This is a genomic window from Scopulibacillus cellulosilyticus (assembly GCF_042665295.1).
Taxonomy (GTDB): Bacteria; Bacillota; Bacilli; order Bacillales; family Sporolactobacillaceae; genus Scopulibacillus_A; species Scopulibacillus_A cellulosilyticus.
Map to the genome: position 1 here is coordinate 376,359 of NZ_JBHTCO010000004.1, position 17,919 is coordinate 394,277.

Annotated in this window: 24 protein-coding genes; 21 read left to right on the plus strand and 3 right to left on the minus strand. The window is 39.4% G+C overall.

The genetic code is table 11. From position 1 onward, the window contains the following. The first annotated feature begins 42 nt into the window (after positions 1 to 42). A complete protein-coding gene (locus ACFQRG_RS04990; RefSeq protein ID WP_380964355.1) occupies positions 43 to 849 on the plus strand; it encodes an alpha/beta fold hydrolase in 807 nt (268 codons plus the stop codon). A gap of 19 nt (positions 850 to 868) precedes the next feature. On the opposite strand, the gene ACFQRG_RS04995 is transcribed toward ACFQRG_RS04990, so the two are convergent. Beyond that, entirely contained in the window at positions 869 to 1,321 is a 453-nt protein-coding gene (locus ACFQRG_RS04995; protein WP_380964357.1) for a hypothetical protein, read from the minus strand. 151 nt (positions 1,322 to 1,472) lie between these two features. Between ACFQRG_RS04995 and ACFQRG_RS05000 the strand changes: the two genes are divergently transcribed. Beyond that, complete coding sequence (locus tag ACFQRG_RS05000; protein ID WP_380964359.1) at positions 1,473 to 1,691, plus strand: hypothetical protein; 219 nt, start codon at positions 1,473 to 1,475, stop codon at positions 1,689 to 1,691. Here ACFQRG_RS05000 and ACFQRG_RS05005 read toward each other — a convergent pair. Continuing rightward, a complete protein-coding gene (locus tag ACFQRG_RS05005) occupies positions 1,688 to 2,146 on the minus strand; it encodes an Hsp20/alpha crystallin family protein (protein WP_380964361.1) in 459 nt (152 codons plus the stop codon). The two genes, ACFQRG_RS05000 and ACFQRG_RS05005, sit on opposite strands and share 4 nt — an antisense overlap. Positions 2,147 to 2,214: 68 nt before the next feature. Between ACFQRG_RS05005 and ACFQRG_RS05010 the strand changes: the two genes are divergently transcribed. The 4 genes from ACFQRG_RS05010 (at position 2,215) to ACFQRG_RS05025 (ending at position 4,034) form a co-directional block, all read left to right on the plus strand. Continuing rightward, on the plus strand, positions 2,215 to 2,457 hold the full coding sequence (locus tag ACFQRG_RS05010) for a hypothetical protein (RefSeq protein WP_380964363.1): 243 nt from the start codon (positions 2,215 to 2,217) through the stop codon (positions 2,455 to 2,457). An 18-nt stretch (positions 2,458 to 2,475) separates the two neighbouring features. Then, positions 2,476 to 2,709 carry a hypothetical protein gene (locus tag ACFQRG_RS05015; RefSeq protein WP_380964365.1) on the plus strand — a complete coding sequence of 78 codons (234 nt, stop codon included), beginning with the start codon at positions 2,476 to 2,478 and terminating at the stop codon, positions 2,707 to 2,709. Between the two features lie 159 nt (positions 2,710 to 2,868). Next, positions 2,869 to 3,408: a histidine phosphatase family protein gene (locus tag ACFQRG_RS05020; RefSeq protein ID WP_380964367.1), complete on the plus strand. Its 540-nt coding sequence runs from the start codon at positions 2,869 to 2,871 to the stop codon at positions 3,406 to 3,408. 170 nt (positions 3,409 to 3,578) lie between these two features. After that, entirely contained in the window at positions 3,579 to 4,034 is a 456-nt protein-coding gene (locus ACFQRG_RS05025) for a DinB family protein (RefSeq protein WP_380964369.1), read from the plus strand. Between the two features lie 91 nt (positions 4,035 to 4,125). Here ACFQRG_RS05025 and ACFQRG_RS05030 read toward each other — a convergent pair whose 3' ends face one another. Beyond that, positions 4,126 to 4,452, minus strand: a complete 327-nt coding sequence (locus ACFQRG_RS05030; RefSeq protein WP_380964372.1) for a YjcZ family sporulation protein — start codon at positions 4,450 to 4,452, stop codon at positions 4,126 to 4,128. On the opposite strand from ACFQRG_RS05030, the gene ACFQRG_RS05035 reads away from it, so the two are divergent. From ACFQRG_RS05035 to ACFQRG_RS05105, 15 genes are all read left to right on the plus strand, one after another. After that, complete coding sequence (locus tag ACFQRG_RS05035; RefSeq protein ID WP_380964374.1) at positions 4,410 to 5,840, plus strand: sensor histidine kinase; 1,431 nt, start codon at positions 4,410 to 4,412, stop codon at positions 5,838 to 5,840. The genes ACFQRG_RS05030 and ACFQRG_RS05035 overlap by 43 nt on opposite strands. Before the next feature lie 179 nt (positions 5,841 to 6,019). Further along, positions 6,020 to 6,592: an ANTAR domain-containing response regulator gene (locus tag ACFQRG_RS05040; protein ID WP_380964376.1), complete on the plus strand. Its 573-nt coding sequence runs from the start codon at positions 6,020 to 6,022 to the stop codon at positions 6,590 to 6,592. Between the two features lie 375 nt (positions 6,593 to 6,967). Further along, positions 6,968 to 8,383, plus strand: a complete 1,416-nt coding sequence (gene eat / locus ACFQRG_RS05045) for an ethanolamine permease (RefSeq protein ID WP_380964378.1) — start codon at positions 6,968 to 6,970, stop codon at positions 8,381 to 8,383. 17 nt (positions 8,384 to 8,400) lie between these two features. Further along, entirely contained in the window at positions 8,401 to 8,742 is a 342-nt protein-coding gene (eutS, locus tag ACFQRG_RS05050) for an ethanolamine utilization microcompartment protein EutS (RefSeq protein ID WP_380964380.1), read from the plus strand. Positions 8,743 to 8,769: 27 nt separating this feature from the next. After that, on the plus strand, positions 8,770 to 9,276 hold the full coding sequence (locus ACFQRG_RS05055) for a EutP/PduV family microcompartment system protein (RefSeq protein ID WP_380964382.1): 507 nt from the start codon (positions 8,770 to 8,772) through the stop codon (positions 9,274 to 9,276). Between the two features lie 136 nt (positions 9,277 to 9,412). Further along, positions 9,413 to 10,852, plus strand: coding sequence for an ethanolamine ammonia-lyase reactivating factor EutA (locus ACFQRG_RS05060; RefSeq protein ID WP_380964384.1), 1,440 nt, complete (start codon positions 9,413 to 9,415; stop codon positions 10,850 to 10,852). A gap of 16 nt (positions 10,853 to 10,868) precedes the next feature. Next, positions 10,869 to 12,233 carry an ethanolamine ammonia-lyase subunit EutB gene (locus ACFQRG_RS05065; protein WP_380964386.1) on the plus strand — a complete coding sequence of 455 codons (1,365 nt, stop codon included), beginning with the start codon at positions 10,869 to 10,871 and terminating at the stop codon, positions 12,231 to 12,233. A 12-nt stretch (positions 12,234 to 12,245) separates the two neighbouring features. After that, positions 12,246 to 13,289 carry an ethanolamine ammonia-lyase subunit EutC gene (eutC, locus tag ACFQRG_RS05070; protein ID WP_380964388.1) on the plus strand — a complete coding sequence of 348 codons (1,044 nt, stop codon included), beginning with the start codon at positions 12,246 to 12,248 and terminating at the stop codon, positions 13,287 to 13,289. A gap of 15 nt (positions 13,290 to 13,304) precedes the next feature. Beyond that, positions 13,305 to 13,958, plus strand: a complete 654-nt coding sequence (gene eutL / locus ACFQRG_RS05075) for an ethanolamine utilization microcompartment protein EutL (RefSeq protein ID WP_380964390.1) — start codon at positions 13,305 to 13,307, stop codon at positions 13,956 to 13,958. Positions 13,959 to 13,984: 26 nt separating this feature from the next. Continuing rightward, on the plus strand, positions 13,985 to 15,511 hold the full coding sequence (locus ACFQRG_RS05080; protein WP_380964966.1) for an acetaldehyde dehydrogenase (acetylating): 1,527 nt from the start codon (positions 13,985 to 13,987) through the stop codon (positions 15,509 to 15,511). Between the two features lie 19 nt (positions 15,512 to 15,530). Continuing rightward, a complete protein-coding gene (locus tag ACFQRG_RS05085) occupies positions 15,531 to 15,824 on the plus strand; it encodes a BMC domain-containing protein (protein ID WP_380964392.1) in 294 nt (97 codons plus the stop codon). Positions 15,825 to 15,852: 28 nt separating this feature from the next. Next, on the plus strand, positions 15,853 to 16,506 hold the full coding sequence (gene pduL / locus ACFQRG_RS05090) for a phosphate propanoyltransferase (RefSeq protein ID WP_380964394.1): 654 nt from the start codon (positions 15,853 to 15,855) through the stop codon (positions 16,504 to 16,506). Further along, the gene (locus ACFQRG_RS05095; protein WP_380964396.1) at positions 16,503 to 17,171 is read left to right on the plus strand and encodes a hypothetical protein; all 669 of its coding nucleotides are present in this window, start codon (positions 16,503 to 16,505) and stop codon (positions 17,169 to 17,171) included. The genes pduL and ACFQRG_RS05095 overlap by 4 nt, the downstream gene beginning before the upstream one ends. A gap of 28 nt (positions 17,172 to 17,199) precedes the next feature. After that, on the plus strand, positions 17,200 to 17,469 hold the full coding sequence (locus ACFQRG_RS05100) for a EutN/CcmL family microcompartment protein (RefSeq protein ID WP_380964398.1): 270 nt from the start codon (positions 17,200 to 17,202) through the stop codon (positions 17,467 to 17,469). A gap of 5 nt (positions 17,470 to 17,474) precedes the next feature. Then, positions 17,475 to 17,885 (plus strand): BMC domain-containing protein, encoded by a 411-nt coding sequence (locus ACFQRG_RS05105; protein WP_380964400.1) that lies wholly within the window; start codon positions 17,475 to 17,477, stop codon positions 17,883 to 17,885. The last annotated feature ends 34 nt before the right edge of the window (positions 17,886 to 17,919 follow it).

Consider the following 17,919-nt stretch of genomic DNA (forward strand, 5'->3'; position numbering starts at 1 on the left):
AAAGAGTCTAAGGAAGTTGAACGGAATATGGGAGAACATAGTATGCGTATTAACGGTGTTCAAATATATTATGAAAAACACGGTCATGCTCATCAAAATCATCCTGTCCTTATCATGGTGCACGGCTATTTGTCTTCAACATTCAGTTTTCGGTCATTAATCCCTTATTTAAAAGAACAGTACAATATTTATGCTCTTGATTTACCGGGATTCGGCCAAAGCGAAAAATCCATGACATTTGTTTATTCTTTGGATAATTATGCAAAGTTAGTGCTGGCTTTTATAGAAGCTATGAATATAAAACATGCCGTTCTTATCGGACATTCCATGGGCGGACAAATTTGTCTTAACGCAGCCAAAAAAGATCCTGAACATATTTTAAGGGTTGTCTGTTTATCAGCATCAGGCTACATGGGCAAGGTTAAAAGTTCGTTAAGATTTGCCTCATACATACCTTTTATGAGCTATTATGTCAAACGTTATTTTGAGAAGAAAGATGTTATGAAAGTTTTCCTTGATGTTGTTCATGATAAGGAACTTATTGATGAGCCGATGAAAGAGGGCTATCTTAAACCGATGAGAGATTTTAATTTTTACCGTACACTGCTCAGGTTAGCAAGACACAGGGAAGGGGATATGTATTCATCAGAATTAAACCAAATAAAACAACCGGTTTTATTGTTATGGGGCAGCGAAGACAAAATTGTCCCCGTGTCTATTGGGGAGCGTCTAAAAAAGGATCTTCCATGTTCTGAAATGAAAGTATACCAAAACACCGGTCATTTGCTTCCTGAAGAAAAGCCTGCCGAAGTGGCGAAAGACATTCAACGGTTTATTGGATTGACGTAATTTTATAAAAAATGTAATTTTATCTTGATTTAATATTCCATTTAAGCGGTTCTTCTGTTTTTTTATGATTAGGTTTATTTCGTTCTAAAAACCCAACCTTTTTCATTTTTTGATCATACTTTTCTTTTTTGGCTTTTGGAATTGGTTTGGATAAGCCATAGTTTGCGCCTATATTTAATCTTCCTTCAAGTGATTTAATACCGAGCGCGCCAAAATTATTACTTTGTTCGTAACGGTCAATAATAATTTTTTCTACATTGACCTGCTCTATAATAGTGGGTGATTGAAGTGTTTGTTTGTTTTCTTTCGGCTCGGAGGACTGGTTACTTTTTTGTGGGGATTCTTTTTTTTGTTGTTGGATCAATTCTTTTAAATGTTGTAAATGGCAGTCTATTTCAATAAGTTGCTTTTCAATCTTGCGAAAGTCCTCATTTTCGTGTAATAATCGATTGAAAAAGTTTTTGATTGACATAGCATCCCACATTCCCTGTTTCTTTTTTCATAAAAAAATAAGCCAAGTTTTTAAGTTAATACATGTGTATGATAAAACATTGAATTCATGTCCTTACGGTAAGTATGAACTTAAATAATTAACATAAATATGAAAAGAAGGAGGGGTGATAGTGAGGGAGATTAATATTGGGTCGTTTAAAATTAATTCTTATGATCAATTATCAACGGTTACCCTCTCGCCATCGATGTCCGTTCGAATGTTTTCAAAAACGAAAAAGTCACAAGGATTTGGTGAACAGGGGGGTGATGGAGTTATATCACAACCGCAAGGCGTCATTTTAGATCATGATATTGAAGATAGTCAAGTAAGGGCTGGGAGACGCGTCTAGTCAATACTAATATTCTTTCCCCGCGGAGCAGTTCGCGGGATTCTTATTTCTAAGACCCCCTGGTTAAATGATGCTTTTGCCTGATCTTCACTGACGATTTCAGGCAGTGTAATGATCCTTTGAAAGGTTCCGCTAATTCTTTCGGAATATATAGAAGCAGCATTATCATATGGGCATCTTGCTTGACCGCTTATTTGAATCTGATTACCGGCGATTGACAGTTGAATATCCTTTTTATCAATCCCAGGCAAGTCAATAAGGATGATCCACAGGTTACCGGATTGATAAATGTCATATAAGGGAAGTTCAGGTGCCATGGATGGTCTTGTATCTGATTCTGATGGATTCATGTGAGGCGGGTTTGGCATTGACTGATCAAAAATGTCGCTCCAGAAGTCCTTTCCTTGGAATTTTTGGGCCATTTCCAGCCATTGTTTAAGTTTATCGACATCCATTTCTGACACCTCTCTTCATACATAACTTTTGATTCAAAACATATATTTGATGCAAAGGGGGAGTTAAAGTGCAAACACCTTCTATAGCCATAAATATTTTTCTTTTTAAAATTAATTCATTCGAAAATGCGTCAGCCGTAAATATAGGGGAAAATTTTTTGGCTGATTGGAATAACTCTTCTAAAAAAAGTCAGGGTTTTGGTCAAAATTTTGGTGATGAGTCTTGTTTTCAAACGAAAGGTGTTGTTGACGATCGTGATGTCATTGATTCACCGGCATTACAGAACACGCAGCCAATGTCTTTTGACTAAGATAATGGGGGAGATGACATGATCTTTTCACCAATGACCGTTAATTTGCTTGGATTTAAGATCAATTCAATGGACCGTTCCTCAACTATCGCTTTCGGACCGATTCAGCAAGCAGATTTTTACCAATCTACAAAACGCAATCAGGCTTACGGGGAACAAAATGGTGATGTTGTTGCGATGTATCTGCCTGTTAGTACAGTCATTGATCCTGACTTACTCGATATGAATTCACAAAAAAACAGTGTGCTTTAGAAACTTGCTATTTGGCAAGTTTTCTTTATTTATAAAAAAATCTTCATCAAGTAAAATGGCTTATGAAAAGGAATTTGGTGGAATGAAATCGAATAACAGAGTTAGTACAAGAATTTTGATGCATTTTGGGGGTTGTAAACCATTTGAGGAGGACCGGAAATGCAAAAGTTATTTTTAACCCGGCACGGGGAAACTGAATGGAATGTTGAACATCGCATGCAAGGCAGAAAAAATTCATTACTGACAAGAAGAGGAAAAGAACAAGCAACCTGGTTATCAGAACGATTAAGCGATCAAAATATAGATCTTATTATTACAAGTCCCAGTCCGCGTGCACTGGAAACTGCAGAAATCATTAGAGATGAACGTGATATTAAGATTATTCAAGATGAGCATTTTCTAGAAATGAATGTCGGTGATTGGGAGGGGCGTACCCTGGATGAGATTAAACAAATCAATCCTGAAAAGTTCTATCTTTACTGGGAGCAGCCTCATTTGTTTAAGGCTGTTGGCGGGGAAGATTACTACCAAGTCAGGGAACGGGTTCTGCCCCGGCTTAAATATCTTTTAAATGAATACCCAAATAAAGATTTATTAATTGTTTCCCATTCTGTAGTTTTAAAGATTTTATTAAGCTATTTTGAAAAACGGCCGCTTGAGCAGCTTTGGGAAGGCAAACATATATGGGGGCAAGTTTGAGCACGATTGAAGTAAATGGTGAAGATACAAAAATTTTGCAATACGCTGATATTAATCATTATAGAGTCATGCCTATTAAATGATCATCGCTGTCCGGGAACTGTCATTTATACAAATCTTTAAAGTTATTGTTATAATATTTTAAAGATATTCATAGGGAGGGAAACAGGATGAATCAAGAACAATTATTTTATCAAATGAATTTTGTACGCCAAAGTACCTTAAAAGAATTGGATGAAACAACAGAAGAACAAGTTGATAAAATGCTTAAAGGCTTCTCAAACAACATCCATTGGAATTTCGGACACATTCTAGCTGCTACAGAGCACATACTGCAATTTGTAGGGGAAAGATCCAGTTTTTTAGAATCCTATGGCAGCTACTTTAACCCTGGGACAAGCCCAAAAGAGTGGAAAGATACACCGCCGTCAATCAGAGAGATTCGTAAACAGCTGGAGGAACAGCCTAAACGGCTGGAGAAAATTCTAAAGGGCCGGTTAAATGAAGAAATGGAGAAAACTTTTTTCGGTATGAAATCAATTGGAGAGCTTGTGGCTTATTTTAACTGTCATGAGAGCTTGCACGTTGGTACTGTCAAAGGTCTTAAACAAGCACTTCGATCTTAAATATTTGGGATAATGAAAGCAAAAGCCTCTAGGGTCAGTCCTTAGAGGTTTTTACTAACTGATCTTGTAAATTTTCAAATAGGAAAATCCCCTAAAATATAACAATCCCAACGATAACCAGCAGGATAAACAAGACGAGAATTAGGATAAATGTTCCCATATACTCAGCTCCTTTAAAAATAGGAGAGAAAATAATTATGTAATATCCTATGCTATCAACAGCCGTTTTGATCAAACAATGGGCTGATAATTTTGTTTCACGAAAAGTCGGTTTTGTATTAAAATTAAGGCGGCTGTAAAGTTTACATAAAAGTTTTATATGATAATCCGCCCAAAAATTAATAGGGTGTTTTCTATAAAGGAAGGTTAATGATAATGAATAGACATCACCTATTTTCAATATGTAATAAATATACAAATTTAACTGAAGCAGATATACGGAAACTTGAACAAATTGCAGAAGGATTACAGATGACAGCCGATCTGGCTCAAGCTAGTGTATTTATTGACTGCCTGACCACTGAACATAACCAGGCTATCGTAGTGGCTGAAGCTCATCCAAAGGCCGGACCTGTTTTATATCAGGACTTTGTAACGGGACAAATTGTGTATAAATCTTATGAACCGGCCGTGATGAATGCACATCTTTACGGAAAACCAACCTATTGTAACAGAGCGATTACACAGGAAGGAAAAGTGGTTAAGCAAAGTGTCATCCCAATTGAAAATGACAGCGGCAAAGTCATTGGCACTATGGTCATGGAGCGGGATATCAGCGAACAAATTATCCATGAGCAACAACTTGAAGTACTCAGCGATATTGCTCACCAGCTTAGTGAAACATTAAGCGGCTCACAATCTGGAGAGACAGCTATTTCTGATATTATTGAAGATGGTTTATTTATCGTCAGCGCCAATGGACAAATCGTTTATGCTAATTCTTATGCCATTAATTTACTTGTTGATCTCGGAAACTCAGATGAATGCCTGGGACTTTCCATTCACAATGCTCTTAAGCTGCCCGATGAAATCGATCTTTTTGCCGAACCGATTTATTTCAAGGAATTTACCGTCAACAATAAAACCTTTACGCTTAAAAGTATGATATTAAGGGAAGAAAACAGGTTCAGCGGTGCGGTTATTCTAATCCATGACATGACAGAATTAAGAGAAAAGGAACGGCAGCTTTTGGTCAAATCAACTGTTATTAAAGAAATTCACCATCGTGTTAAAAATAACTTACAGACTGTTGCCAGTTTATTAAGGCTGCAAATGCGAAAAGATGTGACCGACGAGTCAAAATCATCCTTTCAAGAATGCTTAAACCGTATATTGAGTATTGCTTCTGTTCATGAAGTATTGTCAAATACAGGTTTGGATAATGTTGAAGTGACAGAAATGATTAAGAAGGTAGGAACAGTTGTTACCCGCAATTCCGCAGATTCGCGAAAGGACATTAAGATAGCATTTGGGGACTGTGATCCGTTATTCATTAAATCTGATAAGGCAGTTTCCTTGGCTCTCATTGTTAATGAGCTGATTCAGAATAGTATTGAACATGCATTTAAAGAAAAAAACAGCGGATTAATCCAGGTTGAACTTCGCCGACAGTTATCATCCGTCCAGCTTATTGTTAATGATAACGGTATAGGTTATAGAGAAAAAGACAATGTCACATCTCTTGGTTTAGAAATAGTAGGCAGATTAACAGAACATGACCTGCATGGATCTTTTAATATTAAAGGCGGCAGTGATGGGACAAAAGCTATTGTGAAATTCCCGGGAGAGGAAATCATTGTTAATTAAGACAGATGATAGTGAGGATAAATTATTAGATTTATATTGATTATATTTTTACGATAATTTATACTATTAATTAAGTTATTTCAAAGCAGAAGACAGGTATAATTGGATGGATATATGCAAGCGCTGTCAATCAGCAAGCTGATAATCCATTTATTGAGTATCGAATTAGGAGATTGAAAATGGGGAAGAAAATTTTGCTTGTTGAAGATGAGTCTATCGTTCGCATGGATTTAGCTTTCATGTTAAAGGATGCGGGTTATGATGTCATTGGAGAGGCCGGAGATGGGGAAAAAGCCATTGAGCTTACTTACAAATTGAAGCCCGATCTAATCATTATGGACATCAAAATGCCTAAAATGAACGGACTTAAAGCCAGTCAGATTATATCAGACAAATTTAATATCCCAATATTGTTGCTTACAGCCTACAGCCAACAAGAATTTATTGATAAAGCCAAAAAGGCGAACATTGTAGGTTATCTTGTTAAACCTGTCTCTGAATCCAGCTTAGTTCCTGCTGTTGAAATTGCCTTGAATCAAGCAGTCAAAGCTGTTGAATATCAAAAAAAGATAGACTTAGCCAATCAAAAACTTAAAAACCGTAAAATGATTGAAAAGGCTAAAGGTGTATTAATGACCCGATTTAATATTTGTGAAGAGAATGCCTATAACAAAATGAGACAGATCAGCATGAACAAACAAGTCACAATGGAAAAAGTAGCAAAGCATATTTTATTAAAATACAGTTCATAACAGGCCCCGTAAAAAACGCTTTAAACAAGTGAATAGATAATAAGCAAAGGTGCTTAGTGATTTTTAAAAAATCACTGGGCACCTTTTTGCCTTTTACCCCGGTGTAACCGTCCGTAAGACTTCCGCCTCAAAACTTAAGTGAATCATTAAAGTTTAGGCGATCGTTAACGGACGCTAACACCTTGATAAGTTCAACTAACCATAAGTGGGGATGAACAAACCCCCACTTATGGAAGTTTCACTTTATTATAAAAAATCAAATCGAAAGGAGTTGAAACGCTTTTTGGAATCCCATTTACTTTTAACAGTGTTAAGTTATTTTAAATTCCCGATTTAATCTATTAATTGGACTGAAAAAGGAGGGGCAGTTATACGATGTCAGATAACAGAGAAAATCAAAAATTGGAAAAGGCGTTAAAACCTATTCATCTTTGGGCGATTGGTGTCGGAATGGTGATTTCCGGTCAGTACTTTGGGTGGAATAACGGATTTACAGAAGGCGGAGTTATTGGTTTGATCTTAGCTGTTGCTTTAATGACAATTTTCTATACAGCGTTCATTTTTTGCTTTGCTGAACTATCGACATCTATTCCTCATGCCGGGGGGCCTTCTGCCTATGCAAGAAAGGCTATGGGCTCATTTGGCGGGTTTTTAACAGGAATAGCTGTATTAATTGAGTATGTCTTTGCACCGCCGGCTATCACAGTATCAACAGGATCCTACATCCACTTTTTAATACCTTCTATAAATCCTGTATATGCCACAGTGGCTATTTTTATCATTTTTATTCTGATCAACATGATTGGGGTAAAAGGGGCAGCGCTTATTGAAATGATTGCGACAATTCTCGCTCTTATCGGGTTGGCCATTTATTACGTATCAGGTTTTTCGCATGTAAAACTTCACTATATAACCAGTGTTAATGCTTTCCCGCATGGGTGGACGGGCATGTTTATGGCTATACCGTTTGCCATTTGGTTTTATTTGGCCATTGAAGGCGGAGCAATGTCAGCAGAAGAAGTTAAAAATCCGCATAAGGATATCCCTAAAGGTTTCCTTTCGACTATTTTGACATTGGCATTATGTACAGTTTTGACCTTATTGATCACTGCAGGTCTTGGCGGCGGTGTAGGAAAACCAGGAGACAATCCTCTCCCGCAAGCTTTGGCAACCATTTACGGTGAGCATGCCTTTATTCCTAAACTAGTCGCAGTGATCGGTTTAGCAGGATTAATTGCCAGTCTTAACGGCATCATCATTGGTTATTCCAGGCAAATGTTCGCGTTGTCGCGTGCTGGTTACTTACCAAAGTTTTTATCAAAATTATCAAAGCGGCGCATTCCGACTTGGGGATTAATCGTCCCTGGTGCAATCGGCGTTATTGCGGCAGGCAATGCTAATTTTGCCAATCAGCTAATCGTATTGTCGGCTTTTGGCGCGGCATTGATGTATTTCTTAACAATGATTTCGATTATTATACTTCGTCAAAAAGAACCTGATTTAAATAGGCCGTTTAGAGTTTATTACCCTTGGGTACCCATTCTTGCATTAATTATCAGTGCAGTAGCACTCTTTTGTGTATTTTATTTTACGGTTCTAGGAGAAACAATTCCGCTGTTTGGATTTAATATTCCTATGATTGCTGTTCTAATTATCATTTTTGCATTAGGTATTGGCTATTATTTCTTTGTCGGGCGTCGCAAACTTTTGCCTATTGATGAAGAGTTCGGCGTTCTGGATATTTTGGATGAGGAAAACCCCGGGACTGAAGAAGTGAAGCAAGCTAAATGAACAGGGAGGAATCGTAGATGAGTGAAGAAAGAAAAAGGTTCATACAAGAATTTGTTCCGGGCAAACAAGTCACATTAAGCCATCTCATTGCCAACCCTGATAAAGATATGTTTGAAAAACTGGGTATTCAGGAAGCTGGTGCGCTGGGTATCTTAACGTTGACACCAAGTGAAACAGTGATCATTGCCGGGGACTTGGCGACAAAAGCCGCGAATGTTTCAATTGGTTTCCTTGATCGTTTTACCGGAAGCCTTGTCATAGTAGGCAGCGTATCTGAGGTTGAAATGGCGATGGAGGAAATCAACCGTTTTCTTTCAGAGCAGCTTTTGTATACTCCTTCACAAATTACAAAATCTTAAAGAGGTATTAAAAATGGGGGGTCATTTATGAACAGGGCAATGCTAATCGGTTCAATTGGTGCCGGGAAGTCTACACTGACGAATGCTTTGCTGGGACGCAAAGTTAAAGCTGTAAAAACTCAGTCCCTGGTATTTTATGATTGGATCGTTGATACACCTGGAGAATATACAGAAAATCCCCTTTTCTATAAAAATATTATGGCTACATCATTAGAAGTGACGCATGTGTTATATTTACAAGATGCAACCAAAGCAAAAAATTTCTTTCCGCCCGGGTTTAGTACCGGAATTACTAAACTGCCCATAGGCGTTGTGACTAAAGCGGATAAAGAAGATGCTGATATAGTCAGGGCTGTTAATCAATTAAAAGCCGTGTTGCCAAAAGGTCCTATCGTCGTCTCATCCTCTGTTACCGGTCAAGGGCTCAGGGAGATTAAGGACTTAGCAGCCTGCAACTCTATGCAGGATATGAAAGACGTCACGAAGAAACTTGCTTCCAATGCTGTTTTTTTTCACGAAACTATTTACAAATAGTCGAAAGTATTTTATATTTATGCTAACAAAGAAGTTTCTTACAAGAGAAAATGTTTAGGCAAAGGCGCCTTTATACAACTATCTTAGGAAGATAGTTTGTGTAAGGCGCCTTTTTGCATGCGGGAGATGCAAAACAATGAAAAGGTACGTTCGAGATAAGGAACAAATGATTAGCGCCGGTATTGACATTGGAACAAGCACAACAAAAGTTGTGATCAGCAGATTTTCTTTGATGAATACTGCCGGGGGAACCCACATGCCAAGGATTGAGATTGTTGAAAAAGAGATTTTGCACCAAAGTCCGATTTTTAGAACGCCGCTTCTTTCTCCCTCTGCTGTCGATATAGCTGCTGTTGAAAATCTCGTAAAAGAGGAATATGAAAAGGCTGGCATCAGCCTTAAAGATATAAAAACGGGTGCAATTATTATAACGGGCGAGACAGCAACAAAGAAGAATGCGGAAGAAGCCATTCACCATTTATCCAATCAGGCTGGTGAATTTCTCGTTGCAACAGCGGGGCCTGACTTGGAAAGCATTATCGCAGCAAAGGGATCCGGTGCTTATCAGTATTCAAAAAAAACCGGTAAAACGATCGCCAATATCGATATAGGCGGGGGAACAGCAAACACCGCTGTTTATCGCTCCGGTAGATTGTTAGGCACTTGCACGCTTCATATCGGAGGAAGATTAATAGAGTTTGAGAATCAAACAATCAATGCCATTTCTGCACCCGTTCAAAAGCTTATTAATCAAAAGGGGCTGTCAATAACAATAGGAACCCCTTATAAGGAAGAAAAATTGAAAGCGATAACAGATGAGATGGCAGCTGTCATTTCAAGGATGTTAAATAATCGTCTTAACGATAATGACGATGTCTTACTTTTAGGACATCAGCCTGATTGGCAAGAGAATGTTGATGCCATTATGTTCTCTGGCGGGATAGCTGAATGTATCTATCAATTTGGCAACGAAAAGACTCATTATGATGATATCGGTATGTTGCTTGCTTCTTCCTTAAAACAAAGCTCTGATCTATCAAAATGGGAGTGGATCAAGCCTGAAGAAACAGTAAGAGCAACGGTGCTCGGGGCAGGAACGCAAACAACCGAAATAAGCGGGGCATCAATACAAGTTGAGAGCGAAGATTTACCGGTACGAAACTTACCTGTACACAAGATTGCCTTTGACTATGATCTTAACGGCGTTAAACAGAAAATACAGCATGGATTAGAACAAGCGTTAGCCATTTATGATCCATTTAATGAGGGACAAAATTTTGCTGTTTATTTAGCGGAATTGCCCTACTTGAAATTCAAAGATATACAGGAACTGGCGACTTCTTTAATCGATGCTGTACGAATGGAGAAACGTCCCGGCCAACCCCTTGTTGTTGCCGTTGAAAGTGATTTTGCAAAGGTTCTTGGTCAAACAATAAATATGCAATCAGGCGGCAGGCAGCGTCTTATTTGCATTGACCAAATACAAGTAGAACATGGGGATTATTTAGATATTGGACAAGTATTGCAATCAGGCGTAGTGCCGGTTGTTATTAAAACATTGGCTTTTCACAACTGAGAAAGGGGGCATTGGAATGAAATTAAGTACAAGAGTTTTAGGTGTTGTTTATCAATTTTCATCCTTAAAGGAAGTCTTTGCAAAGGCAAACGAAGAGAAATCGGGCGATCGTTTAGCCGGAATTGCTGCGGAAACGGTTCAGGAAAGAATAGCTGCCAAACAAGTTCTAAGTGACATCACCTTGGCTGAAATTCGTGATAACCCATTGCTTCCTGCGGAAGAGGATGAAGTGTCGCGCATTATCGAAGGAGATATCAATGAACCTGTCTATCAAAAAATTAAAAATTGGTCTGTCGCTGAATTGAGAGAGACTATTCTGAATGATAAGACAACCAGTGAAGATTTAAAAAGATTAAGCCGCGGTTTAACGAGTGAAATGATTGCTGCTGCTGCAAAGTTAATGTCAAATTTGGATTTAGTTCATGCTGCCGGCAAAATTGAAATTTTAACAAAATGTAATATTACAATTGGTCAAAGAGGTGTTCTTGCATCAAGGCTTCAACCCAACCATCCGACCGATAATGTTGAAGGGATGATAGCTTCACTTAAGGAAGGATTGTCTTATGGTGTAGGGGATGCTGTTATCGGCATTAATCCGGTGGATGATTCAGTTGAAAGTGTCAAGCGTCTCTTACATGCAACGCATGATTTTATCGAAGAATGGCAAGTACCAACGCAAAATTGTGTATTAGCTCATGTAACAGCACAAATGAAGGCGATAAAACAAGGGGCGCCGGCGGATATGATATTCCAAAGTATTGCCGGAACGGAAGCTGCCCATCGATCATTCGGTATAACGGCCTCTTTGATAGCTGAGGCGGATGAACTTGCAAAAACATATGGGACGGGAACGGGACCGCAACGGCTGTATTTCGAGACCGGTCAAGGCTCAGAATTATCGGCTGAAGCCCATCATGGGATTGACCAAATGACATTAGAGTCAAGAAACTACGGATTTGCCCGCCATTATGATCCCTATATAGTGAATACTGTTGTCGGATTTATCGGTCCTGAGTATTTATATGATAATAAGCAGGTTATGCGGGCAGGATTGGAAGACCATTTTATGGCGAAGATGCACGGCGTTCCAATGGGAGTTGACATTTGTTACACCAATCATATTAAGGCTGATCAAAATGATATTGAAAATTTAGGTGTATTACTGTCAGCTGCGGGCGTTAATTTTATTATAGCCGCGCCGATGGGTGACGATGTCATGCTTAACTATCAATCAATGAGCTATCACGATATTGCAACATTAAGACAAACAATGAATAAGAAACCCGCACCAATTTTTGCAGAATGGCTGGAAAAGATGGGAATATACGAAAACGGCCGCTTAGGAGAAAGAGCAGGTGACCCAACCATTTTCACAAGATAGGAGGTGCAACAAATGAATCAGGAGCTTGTTAAAGAAATTACGAAAATGGTCATCGGCAAATTAAATGAAGAAACTAAAAAAAATGAAGACTTTGATCACTCAAGGGGTACCGTTAAGATTTGGGATCACACCTCTTCCGAAAAAAGGTTCAATGAAATCCTAAACACAAATGCTTCTATAACTAAAGAAGATGATGGGTCATTAGTGAAATTTTCAAAAATGACACGAGCTGACGGGAAACGCTCATCAGCACTTTTAAAACAGAATGAGGAAGCGGCTGCCCTGGAGACAGCAAAAGAAATCGCTGATGAGCCGCCAAAAAACCTTGAAGGTGTTGATCATCCGGCTAAACCTGAAGAACTCATAGAAATGATGAAGCATACACCGGCGAGAATTGGCATTGGCCGGGCGGGTTTAAGACCAAAAACACATTCTTGGCTGAAATTTCGTTTCGATCATGCGGCCGCAGTAGATGCTGTTTACGGCGATGTCAGTGACCAATGTCTTAACAGCTTAAATTTATTTAAGGTTAATACAAAAGTGACAGATAAAGAGATCTATATCCGCCGTCCAGATTACGGTCGTAAATTATCTGAAGAAGCAAAGCAGGTACTTATGCAAAAGTGTAAGAAATCACCAACGGTTCAAATAGTCATATCAGACGGATTAAGCTCTAAAGCTGTTGAAGAAAATGTGGAAGATGTTTATTTATCTTTGGAGCAATCGCTGAAAAGCCTAAATATTGAAACCGGTACGCCATTCTTTATTGAAAAGGGCCGGGTCGCGGTTATGGACGATGTTGGCGAATTGCTTAAGCCAAAAGTTATCGTACTATTAATCGGTGAACGGCCGGGACTTGTAAGTGCCGAGTCATTAAGCGCTTATTTATGTTATGAACCGAGAATCGGCACAATTGAAGCTGATCGAATGGTCATATCCAATATTCATAAAGGGGGCATTCCGCCTTCAGAAGCGGGCGCGTATTTGGGAACAGTCGTCCAAAAAATATTAAAATATGAGGCTAGCGGTGTGGCACTTGTTGAAAAAGAAGAGTAACAGGAGGTGGGTAAAGTGTCTATAGAACGAATATACGCCGAAATGTTAGCTGTCAGGGTCATACCAAATGCGGATGCTGCTTTAGCCGGGAAACTTAAATGCCCGTCGAACTGCCGGAGTCTTGGATTATTTACGACAACCATTGATGATGTCGGGTATACTGCCTTAGATGAAGCTACTAAAAGGGCTGAAGTAGAGGTTGTCTATGCAAAAAGTTTCTATGCAGGGGCAAATCATGCCTCTGGCCCCCTGTCAGGAGAATTTATCGGTATACTCGCGGGACCAAGTCCTGATGAAGTCATCAGCGGCTTAGAGGCCGCCCGGCAAACAGTTGAAGAAGATGCCTATTTTGAGGCGATTAATGGGAATCAGGATCACGCTATGTATGCTCATGTTATATCGAGCACGGGCTATTATTTATCCAAAGAAGCTGATATCAATCCTGGTGAACCTTTGGCTTACCTTATTGCCCCGCCGCTTGAGGCAATGGTGGGGATTGATGCAGCACTAAAGGCAGCTGATGCCCGGCTTGTCACCTTTTTTGAACCGCCTTCAGAAACGAACTTTGGCGGCGCCTTGCTTACAGGTACACAATCAGCTTGTCAGGCAGCTGCCGATGCTTTCCGTGATACGATTATCGAAATTGGCAGGCAGCCCGTTAAATACTAACTTTATTTTTGGAAAGGGGAGATATGATGCAATTAGATAATGATCTAGTGTCCATACAAGAAATGAGACAGGCGGTACAAAGAGCAAAAGAAGCGCAACAGGCATATTTGAAATTCTCACAGCAGCAAGTTGATGAAATTGTTAAAAAGGTTGCTGATGCCGCCTATGCGAAATCATACGAACTTGCCGAAATGGCTGTTGAGGAAACCGGGATGGGTGTTATTGAACATAAAAAGATAAAAAATGAAGTGGCTTCCCGCGATGTATATGAATCGATTGCCAACGAAAAAACCGTCGGCATTATTAATGAAGACAAAAACAATAAAGTAGTTGAAATTGCCTATCCTTATGGTGTTATCGCAGCCATTATTCCAACGACGAACCCGACATCAACAGCCATCTTTAAAACGTTAATCGCCTTAAAAACAAAAAATGCTATCGTTGTCAGCCCGCACCCCTATGCTGTTAAATGTACAGCTGAAGCATTAAAAATTTGTTCGGAAGCTGCAGTTGAAGCCGGAGCTCCGGATGGTTTAATTGGATGGATCTCAAAACCGACAATGGACGCCACAAGCCAATTAATGAAACATCAAGATGTTGCTTTGATCCTTGCCACGGGAGGCGGAGGTTTAGTAAAAGCCGCATATAGTTCTGGAAAACCGGCTTATGGTGTCGGTCCGGGGAACGTACCCGCCTATATTGAAAAAACAGCAAAAGTCGATAAGGCTGTTAAAATGATTATCGACAGTAAAACATTTGATAATGGAACGATCTGTGCTACAGAGCAGGCCCTGATTGTTGACCGCAACATTAAGGAGATGGCTGTAAGAGAGTTGAAAAACAACGGCGCTTACTTCTTAAATGCCGATGAAAAGCAGCAATTAGAAAAAGTAATTACACTGGCACCTGGGAAATTAAACCCTAAAATTGTCGGAAGAAGTGCAGAAGTCATCGCTGAAATGGCAGGGATTAGCGTACCGGCTGATACCCGATTGTTAATAGCAGAGGAAACAAAGATAGGAAAGAATATTCCTTTCTCAATCGAAAAACTGGCACCCATCTTCCCGCTTTATATTGTTAATGATAAAGAGGAAGCGAAAAAAGTATGTGTTGATTTACTAAATCTTGGAGGCAGGGGCCATAGTTTAGCTCTTCATACAAATAATGATCAAGTGGCTAGAGAATTTGCGCTGATAATGCCGGTATCAAGAATGCTCGTTAATACACTATCTTCAGTTGGTGCTGTCGGCGGAACAACGGGATTAAAACCATCCTTGACACTTGGATGCGGTTCTTTTGGCGGCAACATTACATCAGATAATTTGACTGCCAAGCATCTGATCAATATTAAACGGATGGCTTACGGTATTAAAGATATCGATATTCCAAAGCCCGGGAGGACATGTTCACGAAAAGGAAATCTTCAAAACGAAAATGAAGTCGACCAAATTGTTGCTGAGGTTATTGAAAAAATGAAACCGAAGGGTGAAATTGATCCAAAATTGGTTTCGGAAATGGTTAATGAAGTCATTAAAAACTATCAAACTATTTAATAATTAGGAGGAATTAATTATGTCAAGAGAACTTAGTGCATTAGGAATGATTGAAACTAAAGGTTTAGTAGCTTCTGTAGAGGCAGCGGATGCCATGGTAAAAGCGGCGAATGTTCATTTAATCGGTAAAGTCCATGTCGGTGGCGGTATCGTAACCGTGTTAGTCCGCGGTGATGTTGGTGCAGTTAAAGCAGCGACCGAGGCAGGTGCATCTGCAGCCCAACGGGTAGGTGAACTGATTTCTGTTCATGTTATTCCTCGTCCACATAACGAAATTGAAAGCATTTTACCAAAAATTGATACAGAACTTTAATCAAAAGTGCGGGAAGTGAGGCACTAAAATGAACAAACAAGACATTGCTTCCATTATTGAAGAGGTGATGGACCAACTTAAGGGGAAACGGTTGCCCAAAGATATAGTCCCAATTGCTGTTTCAGCAAGGCACGTTCATTTATGTAAAAGTGATTTGGAGAGTCTTTTTGGTGAAGGATTTGAGCTGTCAAAAAAAGCTGATTTATCTCAGCTTGGACAATTTGCGGCAAACGAAACAGTCACTATCGCCGGACCAAAGGGAAGTATTGAAAAAGTACGGATTCTTGGTCCGGCAAGAAACTTAAGTCAAGCAGAAGTAAGTAAGACAGATGCTATTAAGCTGGGTTTAAACCCGCCGCTTCGGGAATCAGGGAAAATTGAAGGATCGTCGCCTGTCACTTTAGTTGGTCCAAAAGGAAGTATTTATATAAAAGAGGGGCTGATTATTGCCCAAAACCATATTCATATGACACCTCAGGACGCGGAAGCTTTTCAAGTCAGAAACGGTGAATATGTTCAAATTAAGGTTGAAAGCGACCGGCCTGTTATCTTTAATCATGTACTGATTCGTGTTTCTGAAAAATATAGACTTGAGATGCATATCGACACAGATGAAGCTAATGCGGGTCTGATTTCGGGAGGACAACAAGGCAGATTAATAAAGAATGAGGAGTCTTTATGAATGAACGGCCTAATCGCGAAGTCATTGAACAAATAGTTATTGAAGTCATAAACAGGCTGAAACCGTCGGAAAGCATTCAATCATCGCACAAGCCGGGTTTATTAGTCGTCAATATGGATCATTCCGCCAATGACTCAAGAATTCAACAGTTAACAAATCATTGGCAAGTCGTTAACTTTTCTAATCCTTACGGCTTGCCGCCTAAGATGACTGATGCAGTTTTTCTGAATATTACGCAGGACTTGCTTGTTAAAGGCGCTTTAGGCATTGCAGATACTCCGGAAAGCCGAATACTCGCTCAATTAATTGTTCAAGGATCGCGTGTTCGTCTGATTCCAGCTAAATCATTTGAATGGATTATATCAAGCAGCAGAAATGATGATTCAAACCTCTATCAGAATAAAATTTATATGAACCATTTTTATCAATATAAGACGAAACTGGAAATGTTCGGAGTCAAGATTCAACATTTTAATGAATTTTCCCCAATAAAAGCAGAAGAGGATAATCAGATTGATGATGTATTGTTTAATAAAAAGCTTTTAACACAAAAGGATGTCGAGACTTTTGCAGGTGAAGTTATTTCCGTTCGCCATTCAACGGTGATTACACCTTTAGCTCGCGACACCATAAAAAAATTAGGAAAAAGGCTCTGTATTGTATAATTGATTTTCCAAAAAAGGGTGGATGTTTATGCAAATCGGTACGGTTATTGGTAATGTATGGGCGACAAGAAAAGAAGATCATTTAATAGGCTTAAAGTTTTTAGTTGTTCAGCCGGAATTACCTGATAAAGCACCGATTAACAACCCTTTTATAGCTGTTGACCGGATTGGTGCAGGAGTCGGTGATAGAGTCATGGTGACAACAGGAAGCGCGGCATCTCATATAAATCCGGAAAGCGATATACCTATAGATGCTTTAATTATAGGAATCATAGACTCAATCGAGATAGAGAGGTGATATAGGTGGCAAAAGCTATGGGTATGATTGAAACAAAAGGTCTCATTGGCTCAATAGAAGCTGCTGATGCCATGATTAAAGCAGCAGATGTCAGTTTGGTTAACCAAGAGAAAATAGATGGTGCACTCGTCACTGTTCTCATCGAAGGAGACGTTAGTGCCGTCCAAGCCGCTGTAGAGGTCGGAAAGGAAGCCGCTGCACGGGTTGGTGAATTAATTGCCTGGCATGTGATTCCGCACCCGGATGAAGACGTAAGGTCAATCGTAAAAAAAGACAAACAAAAAACTGCTAAAGAGCAGGCCCCGTCCAAAAAAGAAAAAAGTAAAGAAATCAAGCAAGCCGAGGAAAATAAAGAAGCTTCAGCAAAGGAAGCGGCATCTAAAAACAAAAAAGATACGGCCTCATCGGAGAAATAATATCAATTAAATATTTTCAAACGGAGGGGAGAAC

Excerpts from the sequence above, each read along its gene's own strand:
- ACFQRG_RS04990 (WP_380964355.1), top strand. The coding sequence starts at position 43 with ATGCGTATTAACGGTGTTCAAATATATTATGAAAAACACGGTCATGCT.
- ACFQRG_RS04995 (WP_380964357.1), bottom strand. The coding sequence starts at position 1,321 with ATGTCAATCAAAAACTTTTTCAATCGATTATTACACGAAAATGAGGAC.
- ACFQRG_RS05005 (WP_380964361.1), bottom strand. The coding sequence starts at position 2,146 with ATGGATGTCGATAAACTTAAACAATGGCTGGAAATGGCCCAAAAATTC.
- ACFQRG_RS05015 (WP_380964365.1), top strand. The coding sequence starts at position 2,476 with ATGATCTTTTCACCAATGACCGTTAATTTGCTTGGATTTAAGATCAAT.
- ACFQRG_RS05020 (WP_380964367.1), top strand. The coding sequence starts at position 2,869 with ATGCAAAAGTTATTTTTAACCCGGCACGGGGAAACTGAATGGAATGTT.
- ACFQRG_RS05025 (WP_380964369.1), top strand. The coding sequence starts at position 3,579 with ATGAATCAAGAACAATTATTTTATCAAATGAATTTTGTACGCCAAAGT.
- ACFQRG_RS05035 (WP_380964374.1), top strand. The coding sequence starts at position 4,410 with ATGAATAGACATCACCTATTTTCAATATGTAATAAATATACAAATTTA.
- ACFQRG_RS05040 (WP_380964376.1), top strand. The coding sequence starts at position 6,020 with ATGGGGAAGAAAATTTTGCTTGTTGAAGATGAGTCTATCGTTCGCATG.
- eat (WP_380964378.1), top strand. The coding sequence starts at position 6,968 with ATGTCAGATAACAGAGAAAATCAAAAATTGGAAAAGGCGTTAAAACCT.
- eutS (WP_380964380.1), top strand. The coding sequence starts at position 8,401 with ATGAGTGAAGAAAGAAAAAGGTTCATACAAGAATTTGTTCCGGGCAAA.
- ACFQRG_RS05055 (WP_380964382.1), top strand. The coding sequence starts at position 8,770 with ATGAACAGGGCAATGCTAATCGGTTCAATTGGTGCCGGGAAGTCTACA.
- ACFQRG_RS05060 (WP_380964384.1), top strand. The coding sequence starts at position 9,413 with ATGAAAAGGTACGTTCGAGATAAGGAACAAATGATTAGCGCCGGTATT.
- ACFQRG_RS05065 (WP_380964386.1), top strand. The coding sequence starts at position 10,869 with ATGAAATTAAGTACAAGAGTTTTAGGTGTTGTTTATCAATTTTCATCC.
- eutC (WP_380964388.1), top strand. The coding sequence starts at position 12,246 with ATGAATCAGGAGCTTGTTAAAGAAATTACGAAAATGGTCATCGGCAAA.
- ACFQRG_RS05080 (WP_380964966.1), top strand. The coding sequence starts at position 13,985 with ATGCAATTAGATAATGATCTAGTGTCCATACAAGAAATGAGACAGGCG.
- ACFQRG_RS05085 (WP_380964392.1), top strand. The coding sequence starts at position 15,531 with ATGTCAAGAGAACTTAGTGCATTAGGAATGATTGAAACTAAAGGTTTA.
- pduL (WP_380964394.1), top strand. The coding sequence starts at position 15,853 with ATGAACAAACAAGACATTGCTTCCATTATTGAAGAGGTGATGGACCAA.
- ACFQRG_RS05095 (WP_380964396.1), top strand. The coding sequence starts at position 16,503 with ATGAATGAACGGCCTAATCGCGAAGTCATTGAACAAATAGTTATTGAA.
- ACFQRG_RS05100 (WP_380964398.1), top strand. The coding sequence starts at position 17,200 with ATGCAAATCGGTACGGTTATTGGTAATGTATGGGCGACAAGAAAAGAA.